Origin of the sequence: Bradyrhizobium sp. AUGA SZCCT0176, assembly GCF_018130145.1 — a bacterium.
Lineage (GTDB): Bacteria > Pseudomonadota > Alphaproteobacteria > Rhizobiales > Xanthobacteraceae > Bradyrhizobium.
Map to the genome: position 1 here is coordinate 45659 of NZ_JAFCMB010000001.1, position 24961 is coordinate 70619.

The 24961-nt window shown below is 63.7% G+C and carries 21 protein-coding genes; 6 read left to right on the top strand and 15 right to left on the bottom strand.

From position 1 onward, the window contains the following. Window positions 1-15: 15 nt before the first annotated feature. Window positions 16-2226, bottom strand: a complete 2211-nt coding sequence (locus JQ600_RS00250) for a primosomal protein N' (RefSeq protein WP_212389388.1) — start codon at window positions 2224-2226, stop codon at window positions 16-18. Between the two features lie 163 nt (window positions 2227-2389). On the opposite strand from JQ600_RS00250, the gene JQ600_RS00255 reads away from it, so the two are divergent. After that, window positions 2390-3361, top strand: a complete 972-nt coding sequence (locus tag JQ600_RS00255; RefSeq protein WP_212489624.1) for a tyrosine recombinase XerC — start codon at window positions 2390-2392, stop codon at window positions 3359-3361. A gap of 114 nt (window positions 3362-3475) precedes the next feature. Further along, window positions 3476-4066 carry a DUF4337 domain-containing protein gene (locus JQ600_RS00260; RefSeq protein WP_212267694.1) on the top strand — a complete coding sequence of 197 codons (591 nt, stop codon included), beginning with the start codon at window positions 3476-3478 and terminating at the stop codon, window positions 4064-4066. Window positions 4067-4123: 57 nt separating this feature from the next. On the opposite strand, the gene JQ600_RS00265 is transcribed toward JQ600_RS00260, so the two are convergent. From JQ600_RS00265 to JQ600_RS00320, 12 genes are all read right to left on the bottom strand, one after another. Beyond that, the gene (locus JQ600_RS00265) at window positions 4124-4654 is read right to left on the bottom strand and encodes a hypothetical protein (RefSeq protein WP_212389503.1); all 531 of its coding nucleotides are present in this window, start codon (window positions 4652-4654) and stop codon (window positions 4124-4126) included. A gap of 35 nt (window positions 4655-4689) precedes the next feature. Continuing rightward, entirely contained in the window at window positions 4690-6093 is a 1404-nt protein-coding gene (gene lpdA / locus JQ600_RS00270) for a dihydrolipoyl dehydrogenase (protein ID WP_212389390.1), read from the bottom strand. A gap of 36 nt (window positions 6094-6129) precedes the next feature. Further along, window positions 6130-6879: an SDR family oxidoreductase gene (locus tag JQ600_RS00275; RefSeq protein WP_212389391.1), complete on the bottom strand. Its 750-nt coding sequence runs from the start codon at window positions 6877-6879 to the stop codon at window positions 6130-6132. A gap of 66 nt (window positions 6880-6945) precedes the next feature. Next, window positions 6946-8202 (bottom strand): 2-oxoglutarate dehydrogenase complex dihydrolipoyllysine-residue succinyltransferase, encoded by a 1257-nt coding sequence (odhB, locus tag JQ600_RS00280; RefSeq protein ID WP_212267688.1) that lies wholly within the window; start codon window positions 8200-8202, stop codon window positions 6946-6948. Window positions 8203-8334: 132 nt separating this feature from the next. Continuing rightward, window positions 8335-11292, bottom strand: coding sequence for a 2-oxoglutarate dehydrogenase E1 component (locus tag JQ600_RS00285; RefSeq protein ID WP_212267685.1), 2958 nt, complete (start codon window positions 11290-11292; stop codon window positions 8335-8337). A gap of 136 nt (window positions 11293-11428) precedes the next feature. Then, window positions 11429-12313, bottom strand: a complete 885-nt coding sequence (sucD, locus tag JQ600_RS00290; RefSeq protein ID WP_212389393.1) for a succinate--CoA ligase subunit alpha — start codon at window positions 12311-12313, stop codon at window positions 11429-11431. Between the two features lie 36 nt (window positions 12314-12349). Continuing rightward, window positions 12350-12826 (bottom strand): DUF1579 family protein, encoded by a 477-nt coding sequence (locus JQ600_RS00295; RefSeq protein ID WP_212267682.1) that lies wholly within the window; start codon window positions 12824-12826, stop codon window positions 12350-12352. A 2-nt stretch (window positions 12827-12828) separates the two neighbouring features. Next, complete coding sequence (sucC, locus tag JQ600_RS00300) at window positions 12829-14025, bottom strand: ADP-forming succinate--CoA ligase subunit beta (RefSeq protein WP_212267679.1); 1197 nt, start codon at window positions 14023-14025, stop codon at window positions 12829-12831. A 132-nt stretch (window positions 14026-14157) separates the two neighbouring features. After that, complete coding sequence (mdh, locus tag JQ600_RS00305) at window positions 14158-15126, bottom strand: malate dehydrogenase (RefSeq protein ID WP_192739019.1); 969 nt, start codon at window positions 15124-15126, stop codon at window positions 14158-14160. 270 nt (window positions 15127-15396) lie between these two features. Further along, window positions 15397-16584: a cell division protein ZapE gene (gene zapE, locus JQ600_RS00310; RefSeq protein ID WP_212466849.1), complete on the bottom strand. Its 1188-nt coding sequence runs from the start codon at window positions 16582-16584 to the stop codon at window positions 15397-15399. A 183-nt stretch (window positions 16585-16767) separates the two neighbouring features. Further along, window positions 16768-17304: an RNA 2',3'-cyclic phosphodiesterase gene (thpR, locus tag JQ600_RS00315; protein WP_192739017.1), complete on the bottom strand. Its 537-nt coding sequence runs from the start codon at window positions 17302-17304 to the stop codon at window positions 16768-16770. Window positions 17305-17449: 145 nt separating this feature from the next. Beyond that, window positions 17450-18097 (bottom strand): arylesterase, encoded by a 648-nt coding sequence (locus tag JQ600_RS00320; RefSeq protein WP_312011016.1) that lies wholly within the window; start codon window positions 18095-18097, stop codon window positions 17450-17452. 55 nt (window positions 18098-18152) lie between these two features. Here JQ600_RS00320 and JQ600_RS00325 point away from each other — a divergent pair, with 55 nt between their 5' ends. From JQ600_RS00325 to JQ600_RS00340, 4 genes are all read left to right on the top strand, one after another. Then, the gene (locus JQ600_RS00325; protein ID WP_212273355.1) at window positions 18153-18872 is read left to right on the top strand and encodes an ABC transporter ATP-binding protein; all 720 of its coding nucleotides are present in this window, start codon (window positions 18153-18155) and stop codon (window positions 18870-18872) included. Further along, complete coding sequence (locus JQ600_RS00330; protein WP_212389396.1) at window positions 18869-21442, top strand: ABC transporter permease; 2574 nt, start codon at window positions 18869-18871, stop codon at window positions 21440-21442. Before JQ600_RS00325 ends, JQ600_RS00330 begins: the two co-directional genes overlap by 4 nt. Window positions 21443-21687: 245 nt before the next feature. Continuing rightward, window positions 21688-22479: a Bax inhibitor-1/YccA family protein gene (locus tag JQ600_RS00335; RefSeq protein WP_212267666.1), complete on the top strand. Its 792-nt coding sequence runs from the start codon at window positions 21688-21690 to the stop codon at window positions 22477-22479. Window positions 22480-22562: 83 nt separating this feature from the next. Then, window positions 22563-23102 (top strand): GNAT family N-acetyltransferase, encoded by a 540-nt coding sequence (locus JQ600_RS00340; protein ID WP_212389397.1) that lies wholly within the window; start codon window positions 22563-22565, stop codon window positions 23100-23102. Window positions 23103-23245: 143 nt separating this feature from the next. Here JQ600_RS00340 and JQ600_RS00345 read toward each other — a convergent pair whose 3' ends face one another. After that, window positions 23246-23617 (bottom strand): DUF2794 domain-containing protein, encoded by a 372-nt coding sequence (locus JQ600_RS00345; protein ID WP_211999183.1) that lies wholly within the window; start codon window positions 23615-23617, stop codon window positions 23246-23248. Window positions 23618-24122: 505 nt separating this feature from the next. Next, on the bottom strand, window positions 24123-24884 hold the full coding sequence (locus JQ600_RS00350; RefSeq protein WP_212267662.1) for a thioredoxin family protein: 762 nt from the start codon (window positions 24882-24884) through the stop codon (window positions 24123-24125). Window positions 24885-24961 lie beyond the last annotated feature (77 nt).

A 24961-nucleotide genomic window follows, 5' to 3' on the forward strand; every position in this document is an offset into this window, starting at 1 on the left:
GCAAATAATGGGCTTCTACAAAAAACTCTGCGGATCGACGTCGACCTCGAGCTTGAGATTGCCTTTTGTCTTCGGGCCCGCCGCCAGCCATTCGCGCAAATAGTCCGACAAATCGACATTGCGCAGCGATTTCACCAATAGCCGGAAGCGATAGCGGCCCTTGATCACTGCCAGCGGCGCTTCCGCGGGGCCCAGCACCTGGATGCGCTCGTCGATCGGCGCGATGGCGGCGAGCTTGCGCGCAAAACCTTCGGCGGTCGGCCGGTCGCCGGCGGAAATGATCAGGCTGGCGAGCCGGCCGAACGGCGGATATCCCGATCGTTCGCGTTGATCAATTTCAGTGGCATAGAACGCCTCGCGATCGCTTGCGACCAACGCCTTCATCACGGGATGATCGGGCTGATGGGTCTGCAGGTAACCGATGCCGCGGCCCTGGTCGCGCCCGGCGCGGCCGATCACCTGGTTGAGCAATTGAAACGTCCGCTCGGCCGCGCGCGGATCGCCATTGCTCAGGCCCAAATCTGCATCGACGACACCGACCAGATTGAGCCGCGGGAAATTATGCCCCTTCGCCACCAGTTGCGTGCCGATGATGATGTCGACGCGGCCCTCGGCGATTTCATTCAGCTCGCTGCGCATGGTTTCGATCGAGGTGATCAGGTCGCTCGACAGCACCATGGTGCGCGCGTTCGGGAACAACTGCGCGGCCTCCTCCTGCAGGCGTTCGACACCGGGCCCGATGGCGGCGAGCGATTCCTCGGCTGCGCAGTGCGGACAGATATTCGGGCGCGGCATCGAGAAGCCGCAATGGTGACAGACCAGCCGCTGGCGAAAGCGATGATCCACCAGCCAGGCGTCACAGATCGTGCAGGAGAAGCGATGCCCGCAGGCGCGGCACAGCGTCAGCGGTGCGTAGCCGCGGCGATTGAGGAACAACAGCGCCTGCTCGCGCTTCTCGATCGCCTGCCCGATGTAATCGGCAAGCCGCGGCGAGACGAAGCGGCCGCGCGGCGGCGCTTCGCGGCGCAAGTCGATCGCCTCGATATGCGGCATATGCTGGCCGCCGAAACGCGACGGCAGCGCGACGCGCTGATAGCGCCCCTTGCGCGCGTTGACTTCGGTCTCGATCGACGGCGTGGCCGAGGCCAGGATGATCGGGATTTTCGCGATATGCGCGCGCACCACCGCCATGTCGCGGGCGTGATAATGCGCGCCGTCATCCTGCTTGTAGGCCTGGTCGTGCTCCTCATCGACGATGATCAGGCCCAAATCGGCATAGGGCAGAAACAATGCCGAGCGCGCGCCGACCACGACCGGCGCTTCGCCGGCTGCGATTGCCGCCCAGTTGCGAGCACGGGTGCGCGGCGTCAGTTCGGAATGCCACTCCAGAGGACGCACGCCAAAACGCAGCGCGAAGCGATCGAGGAATTGTCCTGTCAGCGCGATCTCCGGCATCAGGATCAGCGTCTGCTTGCCGCGGCGGATGATTTCGGCGATCGCCTCGAAATAGACTTCGGTCTTGCCCGAGCCGGTGACGCCATCGAGCAGTGCGGCGTGAAAGCTGCCATTCGCCGCCAGCGCCCGCATCGCGTCCACAGCCGTGCGCTGCTGCCGGGAGAATTCAGGCTGGGCAAACGACGGATCGGGCGCCGGCGGCGCCAGCGGCGGCGGCATCGCCTCGATTTGAAGCGTGCCCTCATCGACCAGCCCGTCGATCACGCCCGAACTGACGCCGGCCTCCCGGGCGGCTTCGGACTTGCCGTGCAGCAGGCCATCCGACAGCACGTCAATCGCCCGCCGTCGCGCCGGCGTCAGGCGCCGCGGCGGCTCACCGACCAGCCGCACGCCAAGGCGCATCCGTTCGGGGCCGAGATTTTCGCCCATCCGCAAGCTCATGCGCAGCACCATGCCGCGGGCGGAAAGCGTGTAATTGGCGACCCAATCGACGAGCGAACGCAGTTCCTCCTTCAACGGCGGCACATCGAGCTTTTCGCCGACATCTTTTAAGCGGTTATGCAGGCGCGGATCGGGATTGGCGTTTTCCGCCCACACCACCGCCACCACCTCGCGCGGCCCCAGCGGCACGCAGACGACGTCGCCGGGCTTCAGCTCCATGCCGCGCGGCACGCGATACGAATAGGCCTGATTGAGCGCAACCGGCACCAGCACATCGACGACGCGTGTCGATGAGGCGGAGGAACTGCTGCTGCGCGTCGAATGGTCCATCGGGAATCAGGCTTAAGGGGTGCAGGGACTTAAGTTAAGAGGCGCTCAAGTTAAGGGCGCGCGACGGCGAGGGCCAGTGGCACCGGCGCTGGCGGGGGGGAGTTAGCGAACGGTAAACGAAAGAGGTGCGATATAATCAGGAGAATCAGGGCGCCCATAGTCCATGACCAAGCCTGTTCCGTCACCTCAACCGATCGAACTCGATTGCGCCGACGCGACGCTGGCGCTGGAGATGACGCGCTGGCTGTCGCATCTGCGCGCCGAACGGCGGCTGTCGCCCAAGACGCTGGAGGCCTACGCCCGCGACCTCCGGCAATGCCTGATCTTTCTTAGCCAGTACTGGGGCCGAAAAGTTACGATCAAGGGGTTTGCAGCGCTGGAAGCCAGCGACATCAGGGCCTTCATGGCGATGCGCCGCGCCGACGACATCGGGGGCCGCTCGCTGATGCGGGCGCTGGCGGGGCTGCGCTCGTTCGGACGTTTCCTGGAGCGCGAAGGCAAGGGCAAGGTCGGCGCGCTCTCGGCGATCCGTGCGCCGAAAATCGGCAAGAGCCTGCCGAAGCCGATCCAGATGGCGGCCGCCAAACGTTTTGCCGATGCCGACGAACGCGCCGGCGAGGATCGCGATCCCTGGATCTGGGCGCGCGACGCCGCCGTGATGGCGCTGCTGTATGGTTCGGGCCTGCGCATCTCCGAGGCGCTCGGGCTGAAAAAGCGCGACGTTCCGCTGCCCGGCGAAGGTGACGTCATCATCGTGACCGGCAAGGGCAACAAGACCCGCATGGTGCCGGTGCTGCAAAACGTGCTGGCGCTGATCGCCGATTACACCGCCGTCTGCCCGCATCAGCTTAACCCGGAGGGACCGATTTTCGTCGGCGCACGCGGCGGGCCGCTCAGCCCGCGAATCATCCAGCTCACCATGGAGCGGCTGCGCGGCGCGCTCGGCCTGCCCGACAGCGCGACGCCGCATGCGCTGCGGCATTCATTTGCTACCCACCTGCTGTCGCGCGGCGGCGATCTGCGCGCGATCCAGGAATTGCTCGGCCACGCCTCGCTCTCGACCACGCAGATCTATACCGGCATCGACAGCGAGCGGCTGCTGGAAGTGTACAAGACGGCGCATCCGCGCGGCTGAACGCCGGCCGCGCTCCGACATACTATCGTCACATCGTGCACTTCCCCTGCCCGCCCCTTGCGCTGGCCGGATGGTTCCGGCAATCGTAAGCAGGTCACCTGGCAGGAGGGAATCATGGGCGCACATGAAAGTATGGAGCATGCGGAGCACGCCGAGCACGCTTCCAGCTCCAACAAGAGAATCGCATTGCTGATCGCCGTCATTGCGCTGTTTCTTGCGCTGTCGGAGACCCTCGGCAAGGGCGCGCAGACCGAATCGATCAGCAAGAATGTCGAGGCGTCGAACCTTTGGGCGTTCTTCCAGGCCAAGAGCATCCGCCGCACCACGGTTCAGGCCACCGCCGAGCACGCCAAGCTGAGCCTCGGGGTCACTACTGATCCGGCCGCAAAGGCGGCGCTGCAAAAGCAGATCGACGACTGGACCAAGACTGCGGCGCGCTATCGCTCGGAGCCGGAAACCGGCGAGGGCTCGGAAGAGCTCATGAAGCGCGCCAAGCAAGCCGAACATTTGCGCGACGAGGCGATGGCCAAGTACCATCACTACGAAGTCGCCTCGGCCGCGTTCCAGATCGGCATCGTGCTGGCATCGGCGACCATCATCACCGGCATGATCGTGCTGGCCTGGGGTTCCGCCCTGCTCGCCGTGATCGGAATTGGATTCACCTTGATCGGCCTGTTCGCGCCGCATGCCGTGCATTTGATGTAGCGTGCCCGCCTCTCCCATCGGGGGAGGTGAAGCCGATCTCTGTGAGAGTGAGTTCGATTACCGCGCTTCGTGCACGCGTTTGCGAAAGCGCTGGATCAGCCTCAGCATCCGACCTGACCAGCCCTCGCCGTCGCCGCGCAGCATCTCGGCGATCCGGCGCTTGACCGGCTCGACCAATGCAGCTGCCCTGGCGCGCAGCATCATGATGAACTCATAAACCTTTTTGAACCACTGCATCTTCAGCAGCTTCGGCCGCGTCACATCGAAGATGAAGGCGGTGACGCCGACGCCGACGAACTTGCCGAGAACGATGACGACGATCGCGCTGATCCAATATTCATTCGCCAGCAGCCACAGCCCGACCAGCTTGAGCGGAAACAGCGGGATCACCGGCACCGCAAATACGATCAACGTCATCGCCGGCGACAGCGTATCGACACGCTCGGACAGCCATCGCTTGAACGCACGGAACGGAATCCACGCGACGACGCGCTCGACGATCGGCTCGAGATGATCCCACAGCCATGCTTCGATCAAGAAGATGATCGCAAGCAGAACCCATAACGGCTTAAGTAGGCGGCGCATCACCTGAAAATCTCGACCCGGCGTGTGCCGGGCATCGATCACATATGGATCGCCCGTTTGCCGACCGCAAGCGCTGCTTCCTTGATGGCCTCGGAGCGGGTCGGATGCGCGTGGCAGGTTCGTGCCAGATCCTCGGCGGAACCGCCGAATTCCATCAGAACGGCGGCTTCATGGATCATTTCGCCGGCTTCGCGGCCGATGATGTGCACGCCGAGCACGCGATCGGTCTTCGCATCTGCGAGAATCTTCACAAAGCCGTCCGTGGTCTGGTTGACCTTGGAGCGGCCGTTGGCAGTGAAGGGGAATTTGCCCGAGGTGTATGCGACGCCCGCCTGCTTCAGCTCTTCCTCGGTCTTGCCGACCGACGACACTTCCGGCGTGGTATACACAACGCCTGGGATGACGTCGTAATTCACATGCCCGGCTTGCCCTGCGATGATCTCGGCACACGCCACGCCTTCGTCCTCGGCCTTGTGCGCGAGCATCGGACCCGCCACCACGTCGCCGATCGCATAGACGCCCTTCACGCTGGTCGAGAAATGCGCATCGATCTCGACGCGGCCGCGATTGTCGAGCGCGATACCGGCCTCCTTCAGGCCGAGGCCGTCGGTGTAGGGCACGCGGCCGATACAGACCAGCACCACATCGGCTTCGATGGCCTCGGCCGCACCGCCCGCGGCCGGCTCGACCTTGACCGACAGCGTCTTGCCTGACGTGTCGACGCCGGTGACCTTGGCGCCGAGCTTGAACGCAAAGCCCTGCTTTTCGAGGATGCGCTGGAATTGTTTTGCCACCTCGCCATCCGTGCCGGGCAGGATGCGGTCGAGAAACTCAACCACCGTGACCTTCGCACCGAGCCGGTGCCACACCGAGCCGAGCTCGAGCCCGATCACGCCGGCGCCGACGACCAGCAGATGTGAGGGCACCTTGTCGAACGACAGCGCGCCGGTCGACGACACGATGCGCTTCTCGTCGATCTCGATGCCCTTCAGCCGCGCGATGTCGGAGCCGGTGGCGATCACGATGTTTCTGGTCTCGACCGTCTGCGCCTTGCCGTCACTGCCGGACACTTCGACCTTGCCGGCACCAAGAATTTTGCCCGTGCCGCTGATGACGTCGATCTTGTTTTTCTTCATCAGGAACTCGACGCCTTTGACGTTGCCGTCGATGCCCTGCTGCTTGAAGTTCATCATCGACGGCAAATCGAGTTTCGGCGCGGAAACGCTGATGCCCATTTTCGCAAAGGAATGCCCGGCTTCCTCGAACATCTCGGACGCGTGCAGCAGCGCCTTCGACGGCATGCAGCCGACGTTGAGGCAGGTGCCGCCCAGCGTCGCGTTCTTTTCGACTACGGCGACTTTCATGCCGAGTTGCGCGGCGCGCACCGCGCAGACATATCCGCCCGGACCGGTGCCGATGACGACGAGATCGTAAGAAGCCATGATTGAAGTCCCGTAACTGAATTCTATGACAGGGTATTACCGGCCGCCCGATACATCGAGGATGGCACTGGTGACGTACGAAGCGTCGTCCGACATCAGCCAGACGATGGCATTGGCGATTTCTTCCGCGGTACCGACGCGCTGCATCGGCACCATGTGCGCAAGACGATGAGCACGATCGGGCTCGCCGCCGGCAGCATGAATTTCGGTATCGATCAGCCCGGGCCGGATCGCGGCGACGCGAATGCCCTCGCCGGCAACTTCATGGCCAAGACCGACCGTGAACGAATCCACGGCACCCTTCGACGCCGCATAATCGACATAGGTATTGGGCGCACCGAGTCTCGCCGCGACCGAGGAAAGATTGACGATAACGCCGCCTTTGCCGCCATGCTTGGTCGACATGCGCTTCACGGCTTCGCGCGCGCACAGGATGGACCCGGTAACGTTGACCGCCATCACGCGCTGGATACGCTCGGCCGACATCTCGTCAACGCGCACGCCGCTCTGACCGACAATACCACCGTTATTGACGAGCGCCCCTAACGTACCGAACTGATCGGCCGCCTTGAACAGCGCGAGGATGTCGCTTTCCTCGGCAACGTCGCATTTCACAGCGACAGCCTTGCCGTTCTTGCGCTCGATCTCGGTGACGACTTCGTTCGCCGCCGCCTCGTTGCTGGCGTAACCGACGACAACCCGAAAGCCACGGGCCGCCGCGGCAAGCGCGGTGGCGCGGCCGATGCCACGGCTACCACCGGTGATGACAACGACTTTATCGGTCACATTCGCCCCCATCCATCAATACGCCGCGCCAATACCCGCCGAGCAGCGGGCACTCGGACGCGACCATCAGAGATCCAGCACCAGGCGCGCCGGATCTTCCAGGCTCTCCTTGACGCGGACCAGGAAGGTGACCGCTTCCTTGCCGTCGATGACGCGGTGATCGTAGGACAGCGCCAGATACATCATCGGGCGGATCTCGATCTTGCCGCCGATCGCCATCGGCCGCTCCTGGATCTTGTGCATGCCGAGAATGGCGGATTGCGGCGCGTTCAGGATCGGCGTCGACATTAGCGAACCATAGATGCCGCCATTGGTGATGGTGAAGGTGCCGCCCTGCATCTCGTCGATCTTGAGCTGGCCGTCACGGGCGCGGCGGCCGAAATCGGCGATGCTCTTTTCGATGTCGGAGATCGACTTGTGGTCGCAGTCGCGTACCACAGGCACGACGAGGCCCTTGTCGGTGCCGACGGCGACGCCGACATGGTAGTAATTCTTGAAGATCAGATCAGTGCCGTCGATCTCGGCATTGACGGCCGGGATGTCCTTGAGCGCCTGCACGCAGGCCTTGGTGAAGAAGCCCATGAAGCCGAGCTTGGTGCCGTGCTTCTTCTCGAACACGTCCTTGTACTGCGTCCGCATCGCCATGATGTGGCTCATATCGACCTCGTTGAAGGTCGTGAGCATCGCCGCGGTGTTCTGCACGTCCTTCAGGCGGCGCGCGATGGTCTGGCGCAGCCGCGTCATCTTCACGCGCTCTTCGCGCGCGGCATCGTCGGCGGGCGACGGTGCTCGCACCTGCACGGCGGCGGCGGGTTGATTGACCGGAGTCGGCGCGGAAGCGGCCTTCTCGATCGCAGCCAGCATGTCGCCCTTGGTGACGCGGCCATCCTTACCGGAGCCAGGCACGGTAGCGGCATCGATGCCGCTTTCGACGGAGAGTTTCCGGACCGACGGCGCCAGCGGCGCGTCCGCGGGTGCGGCCTTTGGCGCCGCAGCAGGTGCGGCGGCAGCGGCGGGCGGCGGCGCGGCGGGAGCAGCTGCAGCTGCAGAATTCTTGGGCGGCGCGGCCGCCGGCTTGGCGCCTGCCGCGCCGTCATTGATCTGTCCGAGCAGCGCGCCGACGGCGACGGTTTCGCCGTCCTTGGCGGCGATCTCGCCCAGCACGCCCGCTGAAGGCGCCGGGACTTCGATGGTGACCTTGTCGGTCTCGAGCTCCACCAAAGGCTCGTCCACCGCCACAGCGTCGCCGGCCTTCTTGAACCAGCGGCCAATGGTGGCCTCCGTCACGGACTCGCCGAGCGTCGGAACGCGAATGTCAGTCATGTGTGTTTTCCTCAATATATCCTGTGCGGTCATCGTTCCGGGGCGGACGATCCAGCAATCCGTGACGGTCACAATTGACGGCGCGGGTTGCTGGATGCCCCGCTTTCGCGGGGCATGACGAATTCAAAGTTTTCAGTTCAGCGCGTCATCCAGCAGCGCCTTGAGCTGCGCCAGATGCTTCGACATCAAACCGGTGGCCGTCGCCGCCGCCGCCGCGCGGCCCGCGTAACGCGGACGCTTGTTCGGCGCGTGGATCTGGTTCAGCACCCATTCGAGATAGGGCTCGATGAAGTGCCACGCACCCATATTGCGCGGTTCTTCCTGGCACCAGACGACTTCCGCGTTCTTGAAGCGGGCGAGCTCGTGCACCAGTGCCTTCAGCGGCACCGGATAGAGCTGCTCGACGCGCATCAGGTAGATGTCGTCGATGCCGCGCTTCTCGCGTTCCTCGTAGAGATCGTAATAGACCTTGCCCGAGCACAGCACGATGCGGCGGATCTTGTCGTCGTCCACCAGCTTGATCTTCTCGTCCGGCAGCATCTGCGCGTCATCGTAGAGGATGCGGTGGAACGTGGCGTCCTTGCCGAGCTCGTCGAGCCGCGACACCGCCCGCTTGTGGCGCAGCAACGATTTCGGCGTCATCAGGATCAGGGGTTTACGGATTTCGCGATGCAGCTGGCGCCGCAGCACGTGGAAGTAATTCGCCGGCGTGGTGGGATAGACCACCTGCATGTTGTCTTCGGCGCACATCTGCAGGAAGCGTTCGAGCCGCGCCGAGGAGTGCTCCGGTCCCTGCCCTTCATAGCCATGCGGCAGCAGGCAGACGAGACCCGACATGCGCAGCCATTTGCGTTCGCCCGAGGAGATGAATTGGTCGAACAGCACCTGCGCCCCGTTGGCGAAGTCGCCGAACTGGGCTTCCCACATCGCGAGCGCATTCGGCTCGGCCAGTGAATAACCGTACTCGAAGCCAAGCACCGCCTCTTCCGAAAGCAGCGAGTTGATCACCTCGTAATGGCCCTGATCGGGGCTAAGGTGATTGAACGGCGTGTAACGGCTCTCGTCTTCCTGATCGATCAGCACCGAATGGCGCTGCGAGAAGGTGCCACGCTCGGAGTCCTGCCCCGACAGCCGGACGTGCCGGCCTTCCTGCATCAGCGTGCAGAACGCCAGCGCCTCGCCGGTGGCCCAGTCGATGCCGACGCCATTGTCGATCGCCTTGGCGCGATTTTCGAGGAAGCGCTGGATGGTGCGGTGAACGCGGAAGCCGTCGGGCACCTTGGTGATCTTGCGGCCGATATCCTTCAGGATAGCCGTATCGACGCCGGTAACGCCGCGGCGCGCATCCTCTTCCTGATCGGCGGACTTGAAGCCGGCCCATTTGCCGTCGAGCCAGTCGGCCTTGTTGGGCTTGTAGCCCGAGCCGGCCTCGAGTTCGGCATCGAGCCGCGCACGCCAGTCGGCCTTGGCCTTTTCGACCTCGCCCTCGGTCAACACGCCGTCAGCGATCAGCCGCTTGGAATAGATCTCGACCGTGCCGGGATGCAACGCGATCTTCTTGTACATCACCGGCTGAGTGAACATCGGCTCGTCGCCTTCGTTATGGCCATGCCTGCGGTAGCAGAACATGTCGATCACGACGGGCTTGTGGAATTTCTGCCGGAACTCGATCGCGACCTTGGCCGCGAACACCACGGCTTCCGGATCGTCGCCGTTCACATGGAAGATCGGCGCGTCGATCATCTTCGCGACGTCAGACGGATAGGGCGAGGAACGCGAGTAGCGCGGATAGGTGGTGAAGCCGATCTGGTTGTTGACGATGAAGTGCAGCGAACCGCCGGTGCGGTAGCCCTTCAGGTCGGACAGGCCGAAGCATTCGGCGACCACGCCCTGGCCGGCGAAGGCGGCGTCGCCATGCATCAGCACCGGCAGCACCGAAATGCGCATGTCCGGCGGATCGCCGTGCTGGTCCTGCTTGGCGCGCACCTTGCCGAGCACGACGGGATCGACGATTTCCAGATGCGACGGGTTGGCGGTCAGCGACAGATGGATCCTGTTGTTGTCGAACTCGCGGTCCGACGAGGCGCCGAGATGATATTTGACGTCGCCGGAGCCTTCGACCGCGTCGGGATTGGCGGAGCCGCCCTTGAATTCATGGAACAGCGCGCGGTGCGGCTTGCCCATCACCTGCGTCAGCACGTTGAGGCGGCCGCGATGCGGCATGCCGAGCACGATCTCCTTCACGCCGAGATTGCCGCCGCGCTTGATGATCTGCTCCAGCGCCGGGATCAGCGATTCAGCTCCGTCGAGGCCGAAGCGCTTGGTGCCGGTGAATTTGATGTCGCAGAATTTCTCAAAGCCTTCGGCTTCGATCAGCTTGTTGAGGATCGCGCGCCGGCCCTCGGGGGTGAAGCTGATTTCCTTGTCCGGGCCTTCGATGCGTTCCTGGATCCAGGCCTTCTGCGCCGCGTTGCTGATGTGCATGAACTCGACGCCGAGCGTCTGGCAGTAGGTGCGCTCGCAGATCGCAACGATTTCGCGAAGCGTGCCGTATTCCAGACCGAGCACGTGATCGAGGAAGATCTTGCGGTCGAAATCGGCCTCGGCAAAACCGTAGGTGCGCGGATCAAGCTCCTCGCGGTCGCGCTGGGCTTCGATGCCGAGCGGATCGAGCTTGGCGTGGAAATGACCGCGCATGCGGTAGGCGCGGATCAGCATCAAGGCGCGCACCGAATCGCGCGTCGCCTGGTTGATGTCGGCCGACGCCACTTCGGCGCCCTTGGCCTGCGCCTTGGCCGCCAGCTTGGTGCCAACAGCCTTTTCGACCTGCGCCCAGTTGCCGTCCAGCGCCGAGGTCAGTTCGTCACGCGGCGTCAAAGGCCAGTTGTCGCGGCCCCAGGAGGCGCCCTCGGCGTTCTTCTGGACGTCGGCCGGGGTGTCTTTCAGGCTCTTGAAGAATTCCTGCCAGTCAGGATCGACCGAAGCGGGGTCCTGCTCGTAGCGGGCATAGAGATCGTCGATGTAGGTGGCGTTGGTGCCCTGCAAAAAGGAGGAAAGGGCAAATGCGGCATTCGCGTCCTGGCGAGACATGATGGCGTCCTGGTAATTTTTGGCTTCGCGCGTGGAAAACGGCGCTTTGGCCGGTCCGGAGGCCCGGACCAGCGAGTTAAAGCACCTCTAACCTATTTAGCGCGAAATTTCCCGCCCAAAAGAACCAAGAATTGAATTAGGGCTTCAATTTTTCGGCAAGGGTGTGTCCGAGCCGTGCCGGCGACGGAGAGACCGTGATTCCGGCCGATTCCATCGCTGTGGTCTTGGAACCGGCGTCGCCCTTGCCGCCGGAGATGATCGCGCCGGCATGGCCCATGCGGCGGCCGGGAGGGGCGGTGACGCCAGCGATGAAGCCAACCATCGGCTTGCTGCGGCCCCGCTTGGCCTCGTCCTTGATGAACTGGGCGGCGTCCTCCTCGGCGGAACCGCCGATTTCACCGATCATGATGATCGAGGTGGTCTTCGGATCGGCCAGGAACATTTCCAGCACGTCGATGAATTCGGTGCCCTTGACCGGGTCGCCGCCGATGCCGACCGCCGTGGTCTGGCCGAGGCCTTCCTGGGTGGTCTGGAACACGGCTTCATAGGTCAGCGTGCCCGAACGGGAGACGATGCCGACACTACCGGGCTTGAAGATGTTGGCCGGCATGATGCCGATCTTGCATTCGCCCGCGGTCATGACACCCGGGCAGTTCGGTCCGATCAGGCGGGACTTCGACCCCGACAGCGAACGCTTGACGCGGACCATGTCGAGCACCGGAATGCCTTCGGTGATGCAGACGATCAGCGGGATCTCCGCATCGATCGCCTCGCAGATCGCGTCCGCAGCCCCCGGCGGCGGTACGTAGATCACCGACGCATCGGCGCCGGTCTTCTCACGCGCTTCGGCAACCGTGTCGAACACCGGCAGGCCCAGATGCGTTGCACCGCCTTTGCCCGGCGAAGTGCCGCCGACCATCTTGGTGCCGTACGCGATCGCCGCCTCGGAATGGAAGGTGCCGTTCTTACCGGTAAAACCCTGGCAGATGACTTTGGTATTCTTGTCGATCAGAACGGACATGATGGATGTTACTTCCCTGGGTGATCGGAGACGGGATCAGTGAATTCGCCGATACGTGCCGGTGAGCACGTCGGCCCATCCTTCCGCATCAGGCGAGAACTGGATTTTCATGGTGTAGTTGTTGTCGTCGACGACTTCGTAGACGTGACGCGCGTTGCCGCGCAGCGAGCCGCGCACCAGGATCAGCGTCTTGCCGGTCCAGCCGCCGGAGGCCGGCGCCGGGGAGTAGTATCCAAGCGAATCGTGCCAGAACAGTTTGTAGTGGCGGTCCTCGCGGTCGTAAGTGAACACGCCATGGGTGGCGAAGCTTTCCTTGCCGTCGCGCGTCTGGACGGCGTCCTGGATCAGATAAAAACCGTTGAGATCCATGCGCGCCTTGACATGCGCGGTCGCCGGGCCGCCCGCGTTCCAGCGCGAGGGATAGACCATCTCTTCGCCGCTCCACTCGCCGGCAAACACGGCGAGCTTGCGGTGTTCCTCCAGGGCAGTCGGTGCGGCGAGACGGTCAGCCATCGCTAGCCTCCCTTGACGGCATTCACGATTTTCTGTGCGGCATCGTCGAGATTATCGGCGGGCAGCACGTTGAGGCCGGATTCGCGGATGATCTTCTTGCCGGCGTCGACATTGGTGCCTTCGAGACGAACCACCAGCGGCACCTTCAGGCCGACTTCCTTGACAGCCGCGACCACGCCCTCGGCGATGATGTCGCATTTCATGATGCCGCCGAAGATGTTGACGAGGATGCCCTTCACGTTCGGATCGGCGGTGATGATCTTGAAAGCGGCCGCGACCTTTTCCTTGCTCGCGCCGCCGCCGACGTCGAGGAAGTTGGCGGGCTCCATGCCATAGAGCTTGATGATGTCCATGGTCGCCATCGCAAGGCCGGCGCCGTTGACCATGCAGCCGATGGTGCCGTCGAGCGTGACGTAGTTGAGATCGTATTTCGACGCCTCGATTTCCTTGGCGTCCTCTTCGGTCTCGTCGCGCAGGGCCGCGACTTCCGGATGGCGGTACATCGCGTTGTCGTCGAACGCGACCTTGGCGTCGAGCACGCGCAGGTCGCCCTGCTTGGTGACGACGAGCGGATTGATCTCCAGCATCGCCATGTCCTTGGCGATGAAGGCGGTGTAGAGCTGCGCGACCAGCTTCTCGGCTTGTTTGGCAAGATCGCCGGTCAGCTTCAGCGCCTTCGCCACCGTGCGGCCGTGATGGCCCATGATGCCGGTGGCCGGATCGACCGAGAAGGTGATGATCTTCTCAGGGGTGTTGTGCGCGACGTCCTCGATGTTGACGCCGCCTTCGGTCGAGACCACGAACGAGACTTCCGAGGTTTCGCGGTCGACCAGGATCGAGAGATAGAACTCCTTGTCGATGTCGGAGCCTTCCTCGATGTAGAGGCGGTTGACCTGCTTGCCGTGGGCGCCGGTCTGGATCGTGACGAGGGTCGCGCCCAGCATCTGCTTGGCGAACTCGTTGACCTCGGCGACCGACTTGGCGATGCGCACGCCGCCCTTGTCGCCCGCGGAAGCTTCCTTGAACTTGCCCTTGCCGCGGCCGCCGGCGTGGATCTGGCTTTTCACGACCCAGATCGGGCCGGGAAGCGCCTTGGCGGCGGCTTCCGAATCGGCGGCCTTCAAGACCGGCACGCCGCGCGAAATCGGCACCCCGAATTCATGCAGCAACGCCTTGGCCTGGTATTCATGGATATTCATCTGGACGCTCCCCAAACCTTCATACGGCAAGTTCTACGGCCCGCCGGTATTGGTAGTTGGCATACCATATACCAAGAGAACTGCAAGCCGGAAACGCTTCCGCCCCGTTTCCAGGGCGAAAGCTGAATAAAATCAACGGCCCAACAGATCGGGAGCGATTTTCTTGCAGGCATCGACCAGGCCCTGCACGGCGCCGACCGACTTGTCGAAGGCTTCACGGTCCTTGCCGGCCAGCTCGATCTCGACAATACGCTCGACACCCTTGGAGCCGATCACAACGGGCACGCCGACATACATGTCCTTCACGCCATATTCGCCGTTGAGATAGGCGGCGCAGGGCAGCACGCGCTTCTTGTCCTTCAGATAGCTCTCGGCCATCGCGATGGCGGAAGCCGCCGGGGCGTAGAAGGCCGAACCGGTCTTCAGCAGGTTGACGATCTCGGCGCCGCCATTGCGGGTGCGATCGACGATCTCGTCGATCCGCGCCTGCGAGGTCCAACCCATCTTGACGAGGTCGGGCAGCGGAATGCCGGCGACGGTGGAGTAGCGCGTCAGCGGCACCATGGTGTCGCCGTGGCCGCCGAGCACGAAGGCGGTGACGTCTTCGACCGAGACGTTGAATTCATCGGCGAGGAAATAGCGGAACCGCGAGGAGTCCAGTACGCCGGCCATGCCGACGACCTTCTTGTGCGGCATGCCGGAAGCCTTCTGCAGCGCCCACACCATCGCGTCCAGCGGGTTGGTGATGCAGATGACGAAGGCGTCGGGGGCGTATTTCTTGATGCCGGCGCCGACCTGCTCCATGACCTTGAGGTTGATGCTGAGGAGATCGTCGCGGCTCATGCCGGGCTTGCGCGGCACGCCGGCGGTGACGATGCAGACCTTGGCATTGTCGAGCGCCTCATAGGAATTGGCGCCGGTCAGATGCGCGTCAAAACCGTCGACCGGCGACGACTGCGCAATGTCGAGCGCCTTGCCCTGCGGCACGCCCTCGGCGATGTCGAACATGACGACGTCGCCGAGCTCCTTCAGGCCAATGAGGTGAGCCAGCGTTCCGCCGATCTGACCGGAGCCAATCAAAGCAATCTTGTCGCGCGCCATGGGAAATTTGTCCTTCTGAGACGTAGAGGAGGATGGAGAGTGAACTGGGAGGCTGGTTATCCCTTTCGAATGATACGTTCAAGTCGCGGCGTGCCCAATTGTAGGCCTCCTGCCGGACTTGCCTTGATTTCAATCAGGCATGCCAGTACGCCCACCGTCATTCCGGGATGATCCGAAGGATCAGACCCGGAATCTCGAGATTCCCCGGTGCGCAACCGCGCACCTGAGGTTCGCACTTCGTGCGTCCCGGATTGACGGCCAGATTGAATCCTACGTCTCCACCAGCCCGGTGCTGGAGCCGCTCGCGGCTGAATCCTTCCGGCCGTGCGGGAGCGCCAGGTAGGATTCGGAACTCATTTCGATCAGCCGCGACGAGGTCCGCTTGAACTCGTTGGCCTCGTTGCCATCGGTTGCCAGATACAGCGACACCGGATCGGCTTCCGCCGAGGCCATCAGCTTCACGGCATTGTCATAGAGCGTATCGATCAGCGAGATGAAACGCTTGGCGGCGTTGCGCTCGGGGTAGTCCATGACAGGAATGCGGTCGACGAGAATGGTGTGGTAGTCGTGCGCCAGCCGAAGGTAATCCGACGCAGCCAGCGGCTGCTCGCAGAGTTCGGCGAACGTAAAGCGGGCGACGCCGTGCGACGAACAGGGCACCCGCAGGATGCGGCCCTTGATTGCGATATCGCGCGCCTTGCAGGGCGCGTTGCCGGTCATCTTGCGCCAGGCCTTGTCGAGCGCGTCACCGGCGGCGTCATCCGCCGGCACCAGCCACATCTTCACGCCGGCGAGTTTTTCCAGCCGAAAATCCGTGCGCGCATCGAGCCGCAGCACGTCCATGTGATCGGCTATCTGCGCGATGAAAGGCAAAAACAGCGCGCGGTTCAGGCCGCCCTTGTAGAGGTCGTCGGGCGCCACGTTCGAGGTCGCCACCACGACGGTGCCGAGTTCGAACAGCTTTGTGAACAGCCGGCCCAGGATCATGGCGTCGGCAATATCGGTGACGTGAAATTCGTCGAAGCACAGCAGCCACGCCTGATCGAAGATCGCATTCGCGGTCAGTGCGATCACATCGCCGTCGGCGATCTCGCCGCGCGCGATGTCCTGCCGGTAGCCGTAGATCCGCTCATGCACCTCGGCCATGAATTCGTGGAAATGCGCGCGGCGCTTGTGCTCGATGGCGCTCTGCTGAAAAAACAGATCCATCAGCATGGTCTTGCCGCGGCCGACCTCGCCATGGACGTAAAGCCCGCGCGGCGGCGGCTCGTCCTTGTCGGCGAACAGCCGGCCGAGCAGGCTTTGCTTGCGCAGCGGCTTGTAGCTGGACAGCCGGTCTTCCAGCGCCGCAAAGGCGTCGGCAGCGCGGGCCTGCGCCGGGTCGGCCTCGATCGCTCCGGAGGTGACCAGGCCCTGATAATGGGCGCGGAACGAGGTGGGTGGGGTGGTCGACAGCATGGCCCACCTTACGGCCCCAAGCGTGCGAAAATTGCAAGCCGTGAATTGGTGGTGGGGGTATGCCCAAATATATCGACCGTCATGCCCGGGCTTGTCCCGGGCATCCACGTCTTGCTGCACAGCCTGTCCAAAGACGTGGATGGCCGGGACAAGCCCGGCCATGACGAGGAGAGGTTGGAGGCCTCACGCGCTCAGCGCGTAGGAATCCTCGACCACATAGGGGCCGCCGCCGGTGGAGGCGCGCGACGAGAACAGCACGAAGCGCGAGGCCATGAAGGTGCGGCTCGGGAAATAGCCGCGCACCGACAGATAGTCGGCGACATCCTGGCTCGAGGCGTCGTGCAGCCGCGCCAGCGTCACGTGGGGGGTGAATTTGCGTCCCTCGGGATCGAGCCCCATGCGTTGCATCATCCGCTCGAGTTCGGCCTGCAATTCGATCAGCGGCCGGCTCGGTTCGACGGATGCCACCACCGCCCGTGGCTTGCGGCCGCCGAAACTTTGCAGTCCCTGCACCTTGACCTCGAACGGTTTGCGGTTGACCCGAAACAACATCGAGGCGATTTCATTCGCCGACATGCCGTCGATGTCGCCGATGAAACGCAAGGTGACGTGATAATTTTCGGGATCGATCCAGCGTGCGCCCGGAAGGCCGCCACGCAAATTGGAAAGGGTCTGGCCAATCTCGGCCGGAATTTCCAGTCCAGCAAACAAACGCGGCATCGCTCGACTCCCGATGCTGAAACCCGATGACGAATCACCGATCACCAATTTCTACCTGAGTTATATGACCCTGCGAAGCAGCCGGCGCCACTGGACCGGAAAGCTACGGGGAAAACTATCGGTAGGGTTATTCACTGCTGTATTTTCAGCTGCGTTGCGCAGCTATCGCGCCAAGAAATGCCTCGACACTGGGCAGAATATTTTTCACGATGATGTCGACGCCCTCAGCGGTCGGATGCAATCCGTCCGGCTGGTTAAGCTTGGCCTCAGCGGCGACGCCTTCCAGAAAAAACGGATAGAGCGAAACGCCGAAGGATTTCGAAAGCTCCGGGTAGATCGCGTTGAAGCGGGCCGCATACTCGCTGCCATAATTCGGCGGCGCCAGCATCCCGCACAGGAGGACGGCGATCTTGCGGGCTTTCAGCCGGGTCAGGATATCGGCGAGCGCGGCGCGGGTGACGGCCGGGTCGGTACCGCGCAAGGCGTCATTGGCGCCGAGTTCGAGGATCACGGCCTCGGTTCCCTCCGGCACCGACCAGTCGAGCCGATCGCGGCCGCCCGAGGTGGTGTCACCGGACACCCCGGCATTGATCATATCGACCTTTATCCCCTTGGCTTCCAACGCCTTTTGCAGGCGGACGGGGAACGCCCCGGTCGCCGCCAGGCCATAGCCGGCACTCAGGGAATCGCCGAGCACGACCATCTTGATCGGCTTTACCGGGGGTGTGACCGGGGTCTGCGCAAGAACCGTCTGTGTCGTCATCAAGGCCATAATCAACACGAGTATGTGCACGAACATACCTATCCGGCCCTCGACCCCGGCGGCGGAATTGCCATATGACCGATCCATGGACAGTCTCATCGAACCCTCTTCACTAACCGGCCTGGAGCCGGACACCATTTCCATTTCCAACGTCAACCTCTCGCTCGGCACGGGCGCGGCACGCGTTCATATCCTGAAAGATATCAGCCTTCGTGTGGCACCGGGCGAAGCGATCGGCCTGATCGGACCGTCAGGTTCGGGAAAGTCGACCTTGCTGATGGTGATGGCGGGGTTGGAGCGGCCTGACAGCGGAGAAGTGGTAGTCAACGGCACGCCGTTCAATGCCCTCGACGAGGACGCCCTCGCCCGCTTCCGCGGCCGCCAGGTCGGCATCGTGTTCCAGTCGTTCCATCTGATCCCGACCATGACGGCGCTGGAAAACGTCGCGGTGCCGCTGGAGCTCGCCGGCAATCCCGATGCAGCCAAACGCGCCGAGCAGGAGCTGACCTCGGTCGGCCTCGGCGATCGCCTGCATCATTATCCGACGCAACTCTCCGGCGGCGAGCAGCAGCGCGTCGCGCTGGCACGCGCGCTGGCGCCCGATCCTGCGATCCTCGTCGCGGACGAACCGACCGGCAATCTCGACGAGGCGACCGGCAAGCAGATCGTCGACCTGCTCTTCACCAAGCATTCCGAGCGCGGCATGACCCTGGTGCTGGTGACGCACGACACATCATTGGCACAGCGCTGCGACCGCGTGGTGCGGCTGCGTTCAGGGCGCATCGACGGACAGTCCACTTCATGACTCTGGCGTCGGAAGCCGCTGGCGGCAGCCGCCGCTCGTCATCACTGGCCCTGCGTTACGCGTTTCGCGAACTGCGCGGCGGCCTGCGCGGCTTTTACGTGTTCATCGCCTGCATCGCGCTCGGCGTGATGGCGATCGCCGGCGTCGGTTCGGTCGCGGCCAGCCTCAGCGACGGTCTGAGCCGGGAGGGCCGCACCTTGCTGGGGGGCGACGTCGCGTTCTCGCTGATCCAGCGCGAAGCCACGCCAGAGGAGATCGCCTTCCTGCGCGCCCGCGGCGAGGTTTCGGTCGCTGCCGCCTTGCGCGTCATGGCCCGCAGCGGCGACGGCAGGCTGGCGCTGGTCGAACTCAAGGCGGTGGACGGCAAATACCCGATGCTCGGGGAGTTGACGCTTGATCCCAAGATGCCGGTTGCGGACTTGTTGGCCGAGCGCGACGGCGTATTCGGCGCGGCGGTGGATTCCGTGCTGCTGGCGCGGCTCGATCTCAGGATTGGCGACCGCATCAGTATCGGCAACGCCAACTACCAGATCCGCAGCGTGGTCAGCTCCGAACCGGACAAGCTCGCCGGCAATGTCGGGCTCGGCCCGCGCGTCCTGGTCAGCGAGACCAGTCTGCGCGCGACCGGATTGCTGCAGCCCGGCAGCCTGGTGCGCTGGATCTACCGGCTGAAATTGCCTGATAATGCGGCCGACGAGCGCGCAGCGACCCAGCTGATCGAGAGCGTGCGGGCCGCGTTGCCGGAGGCCGGCTGGTGGATCCGCAGCCGCGCCAACGCCTCGCCGCAACTCGAACGCACCATCAGCCGTTTCACCCAGTTCCTGACGCTGGTCGGCCTCGCCGCGCTCCTGGTCGGCGGTGTCGGCGTCGCCAACGCCGTCAAGAGCCATATCGACCGCCGCCGCGACGTCATCGCCTCGTTCAAGGCGCTCGGCGCCACCGGCCGCGACGTTTTCACGATCTATCTGACCCAGGTGGTCGTGCTCGCCGGCATCGGCTCCATCATCGGGCTCGTCGCCGGGGCGGCGCTGCCGTTCGTCATCGTCGGCCTGTTCGGCAAGCTGCTGCCGCTGCCGGTGATCCCCGCGCTGCATCTCGACGAGCTCGCACTGTCCTTCATCTACGGCCTGCTGACCGCGCTCGCGTTCGGGCTGTGGCCGCTCGGACGGGTGCACGACGTGCCGGTGGCGGCGCTGTTCCGCGAGGAAGTCGCCCGCGAATGGCACCGTCCGCGCTGGCGATACCTCGCCTTGATGGCCGTCGTGATCGCGCTTTTGATCGCGGTCGCGATCGGCCTTGCCTACGACAAGCGCATCGCGGCCGTGTTCGTCGCCTCGTCGGTTGCGGTGTTCGCGCTGCTGCGCGGCGTCGCCGCCGGCCTGATGGCGCTGGCGCGCCGGCTGCCGCGATCTGATATCACCATGCTGCGGCTGGCGATTGCCAACATCTACCGTCCCGGCGCGCTGACGCCGTCGGTCGTGATGTCGCTGGGCCTTGGCCTCGCCGTCCTCGTCACCATCACCCAGATCGACGGCAATCTGCGCCGCCAGTTCCTGGCGGCGTTGCCGGACCGCGCGCCCTCGTTCTACTTCATCGACATCCCGACCTCGGAAGCCGATCGCTTCGGCGCATTTCTCAAGCAGACAGCGCCGCAATCGACCGTGGAGGACGTGCCGATGCTGCGCGGACGCATCGTAGCAGCCCGCGGCGTCAAGGCCGACGAGCTCAAGCCAACGCGGGATACCGAATGGGTGCTGCAGAGCGACCGCGGCCTGACCTATACGGCCGACGTCCCCAAGGGCTCGAAAGTCGTCGAGGGCGATTGGTGGAGCGCAGACTATCGCGGGCCGCCGCTGGTCTCGATGGAGAAGAAGATCGCCGACGGAATGAAGCTCAAGATCGGCGACGAGATCGTCGTCAATGTGCTGGGCCGCGACATCCCGGCGAAGATCGCCAATCTGCGCAACGTCGACTGGCAGGGCCTCGGCATCAATTTCGTGCTGGTGTTCTCGCCCAACGCCTTCAAGGGCGCGCCGCACACCCATGTCGCGACCCTGTCCGAGGCTCACCCGGATCCGGCCGGCGACGCCCGGATCATCAAGCAGGTGGCCGACGCGTTCCCGATGGTGACCAGTGTGCGGGTCCGCGAGGCGCTGGACACGATCGGCACCGTCGTCACCAATCTCACGCTCGCGATTCGCGGCGCCAGCGCCGTGACGCTGATCTCGGCCATCCTGGTGCTGGGCGGCGCGCTCGCCGCCGGCCATCGCCACCGGGTCTACGACGCGGTCATCCTGAAGACCCTGGGCGCGACACGGGTGCGGCTGCTCGGCGCCTACGCGCTGGAATACCTGATGATCGGCCTGGCCACGGCGGTGTTCGGCGTGATCGCGGGCTCGGTCGCGGCCTGGCTGATCGTGACGCGGCTGATGACGCTGAGCTTCATATGGCAGGCCGGCAGCGCCGCCGGCGTCGTCGCCGCGGCCCTGATCGTCACGGTAGGCCTCGGACTCGCCGGCACGTTGCTGGCCCTGAACCAGAAGCCGGCCAGCGTGCTGCGAAATTTGTGACAATTTGTAGCGGGCGGCAAGGCCGCGTTAACGCTGCTTTTGCTGGAAAATAGCGATCTAGAGCGACATTCAGCCGCGCGTGGAAGCTTGCAGCGAATGTGTTAGTTTCCCACATACCAGCCTGGGACAGAGGCCGGTTTGATGACACCGAATTAATGTCAGCAAATCGCGGCCTTTGGGCTAGATATTCTAACCGGCGACGCAAACCCCTTGCGATCCGCCGGGCAACCAACGGGAATTCGACCATGTCGGACCTAGACCGTAACTACGCTTCTCCTTTCGGCCGGGCCGCCGGACGCGTCGACGCCGCGGCCGTCGATGCCGGTCTGCGCGCGTACATGCTGCGCATCTACAATTACATGTCGATCGGCTTGGCCATCACCGGTCTGGCGGCGCTCGGCGTCTATATGATGGCGGTGACCCCGGATCAGTCGGCCGGCGTCGCCAAGTTCGGCAGGGAGTTCCTGACGCCGTTCGGCTACGCGATGTATGTCAGCCCGCTGAAGTGGCTGTTTATCCTCGCGCCGCTGGTCATGGTGTTCGCGATCTCGTTTGGCATCAACCGGCTGAGGCCCGCGACGGCGCAATTGCTGTTCTGGGCGTTCGCGGCGCTGATGGGCGTATCGCTGTCGTCGATCTTCCTGGTGTACACCCACACCTCGATCGTGCGGGTGTTCTTCATCACGGCGGCGACCTTCGGCGCGCTGAGCCTCTACGGCTACACCACCAAACGTGACATGAGCGGCATGGCGTCGTTCCTGTTCATGGGCCTGATCGGCATCATCATCGCGAGCGTGGTCAACATCTTCCTCGGCAGCTCGATGCTGCAGTTCATCATCTCGGTGGTGGGCGTGCTGGTGTTCGCGGGCCTCACCGCCTATGACACCCAGCGGCTGAAGAACGACTACATCTACGGCTATGCCTCGCAGGGCGGTGACATTGCGGAAAAGGCGGCGATTACCGGCGCACTTTCGCTCTACCTGAACTTCATCAACCTGTTCACGCTGCTGCTGCAGCTGCTTGGCCAGCGCGACTAGCGCTCCAGCCCAGCCAAAGAATTGAAGCCCCGGCCTCGCGGCCGGGGCTTTTCTTTTGCGGCCAGCAAAAATAATCTGTCACCATGTCTACTCCCGATATCAGGCCCGCCACCGAGGCCGACCTCCCCTTTGTCACCGAAATCTACGAGCACGCGGTGCGCTACGGCACCGCGACATTCGAGCTGATCCCGCCCGATCTCGCCGAGATGACCCGGCGGTTCCGCGCGCTGATGGAAGGGGGTTTCCCGTATTTCGTCGCCGCGGTGGAAGGCCGGGTGATCGGATATGCCTATGCAGGCCCCTACCGCCCTCGGCCGGCCTATCGCTTCACGGTGGAGAACTCGGTCTATCTGCAGCCGGCGACCCACCGCCGCGGCATCGGCCTGCTGCTGCTGCAGCGGCTGATCGCCGAATGCGAAGCGCGGGGCTACCGGCAAATGATCGCAGTCATCGGCGATTCCGCCAACGCCGGCTCGATCGGCGTCCACACCAAGACCGGCTTCCAGATGATCGGGACACACCCCTGCGTCGGTCTCAAATTCGGACGCTGGCTGGACACGGTGATGATGCAGCGCGCGCTCGGCGAAGGCGCCACGACGGTACCGGCGGATTCGAAGGCCTAGATTCGCAGGGTGGGCAAAGCGCAAGCGCGCCCACCATTCGAGGCGACGGTCCAGATAGTTGGTGCGCACGGCGCAAACGCGCCTTTGCCCACCCTGCGCGGCTGGACACAAAATCGCGAAAACAACCCCATGCACAGTAGAGTCTAGACAACCGCCAGCTTGCGATCGATCACCAGCAGCACGCGCTCCAGCTCATGGCCGCGGCGCAGGATCAGCCCGGTCGCCGAGATCACGCTGTACATGCCCTGCTTGCGCGCCAGCCGCGGATCCTTCTCGATGCGATAGATCGGGACTTCGGAGGCGCGGCGGAACACCGAGAACACCGCGCGGTCCTTCAGGAAGTCGATGGCATAATCGCGCCACTCGCCATCGGCGACCATGCGGCCGTACAGATTGAGGATGCGATTGAGCTCCAGGCGATTGAACGTAACGCTATTCGGCAGCGGACTTGCAGTGGCGGTGCGCGCCACTGCGCGACTCCCGCTTGGATCAGTGTCCTCCGACATCGAACTCATCGAGCGCCTCCTGTCGTCTCCGGCATGGCCTTGTTCCGAAAAACCTGTCCCTGATTTTCGGGATCATGACAATGACATGATCGCGCTAACCGCCGGGCACCGCAAGGCCCTTTGAAATTGCGACGGAAACCGCGACAGACCGTCCGGCAACGCCGGAAATACCGAGTCACGGGAACGTTAGAGGAATCATATTGCTGCCCCACTTCCGCCCATCGCCCGCCCCGCTGGCTTGCGACAAGTGAATCCTGCGTTGACCCGGTCCTTTCGGTTCCGGATTCCTCAGCCCCCAGCCCCCCGGGGCCGTCGGGATCGGGTCTGTTCGCAGGGGAGCTTTCTCCCGCACTGGGCCAACGAAAGTTGGTCCTTTTTCTTTTGGGGGGTGCGCTTCATCACTGTTGTCGTTCCGGGGCGCGGAAAGCGCGAGCCCGGAATCCATAACCACGATAATGCGTATGGATTCCGGGCCTGCGCCAAGTGGCGCATCCCGGAATGACGACGGGAGAAATCAGCGCAGCGGCGTGTAGGCCGCGCCCAGCATCGGGCCGGGCTTTTCGCGATTGCCGTCCTGGACATAGACGACCGCGGCATCGACGCCGTCGCGGGAGATGTTTTCGAGCGGAACGGTCCAGCTTCCGGAATTGCCGTTCCAGTCCCCGACCTTCAGGATGTTGCGCACCACATTGTAGTAGGTGACCTGGCGGCCGCGGTTTTCACCGCGCCCGATCGAGATCGGTACCGCCTTCGAGACCGAGCAAATCCAGACTTCGCCCTGCGATGAAGTCGGCGCGTTGCTCGCCGCCACCGACACGTTGATGTGCTTGCCGGACAACGTCATCGTCACCGGCACCGACATCACGCCGGCGGCTCTCTGGGTGTGCTGGATTGCGCTGTCGATGCCTGCACGATCGCTGCCGACCACCTTCGCCGAACCGTTGACGATGACCTGCGGCGTGTAGACGTCGCGATCGCCACGCATCTGCGAATAGGCTTTCTGACGCGCGCTGAAGCGCGAGTCCGCCAGCGTATCCTTCCAGCCCAGATAATCCCAATATTCGATCGGCATGCTGAGCGCGATCACGTTGGGGTCCTTGGCAAGCTCGCCAATGATCTCGTCCGCCGGCGGGCACGACGAGCAGCCTTGCGAGGTGAACAGCTCGACGACCGCGCGCGGGTCGGCATGAGCGGGACGGATAATCGCGACGATGGCACAGACGCCAAGCGCACTCGACCATCGCGAAATCGAACTATTGGCCATCATCGCTGTCATACTGCGAACCGGTCCTGGCGATTTCTATCCGTATTTGTACGGGGCATGATTTTCTATCCCTAAGCGCGCACCCCAGA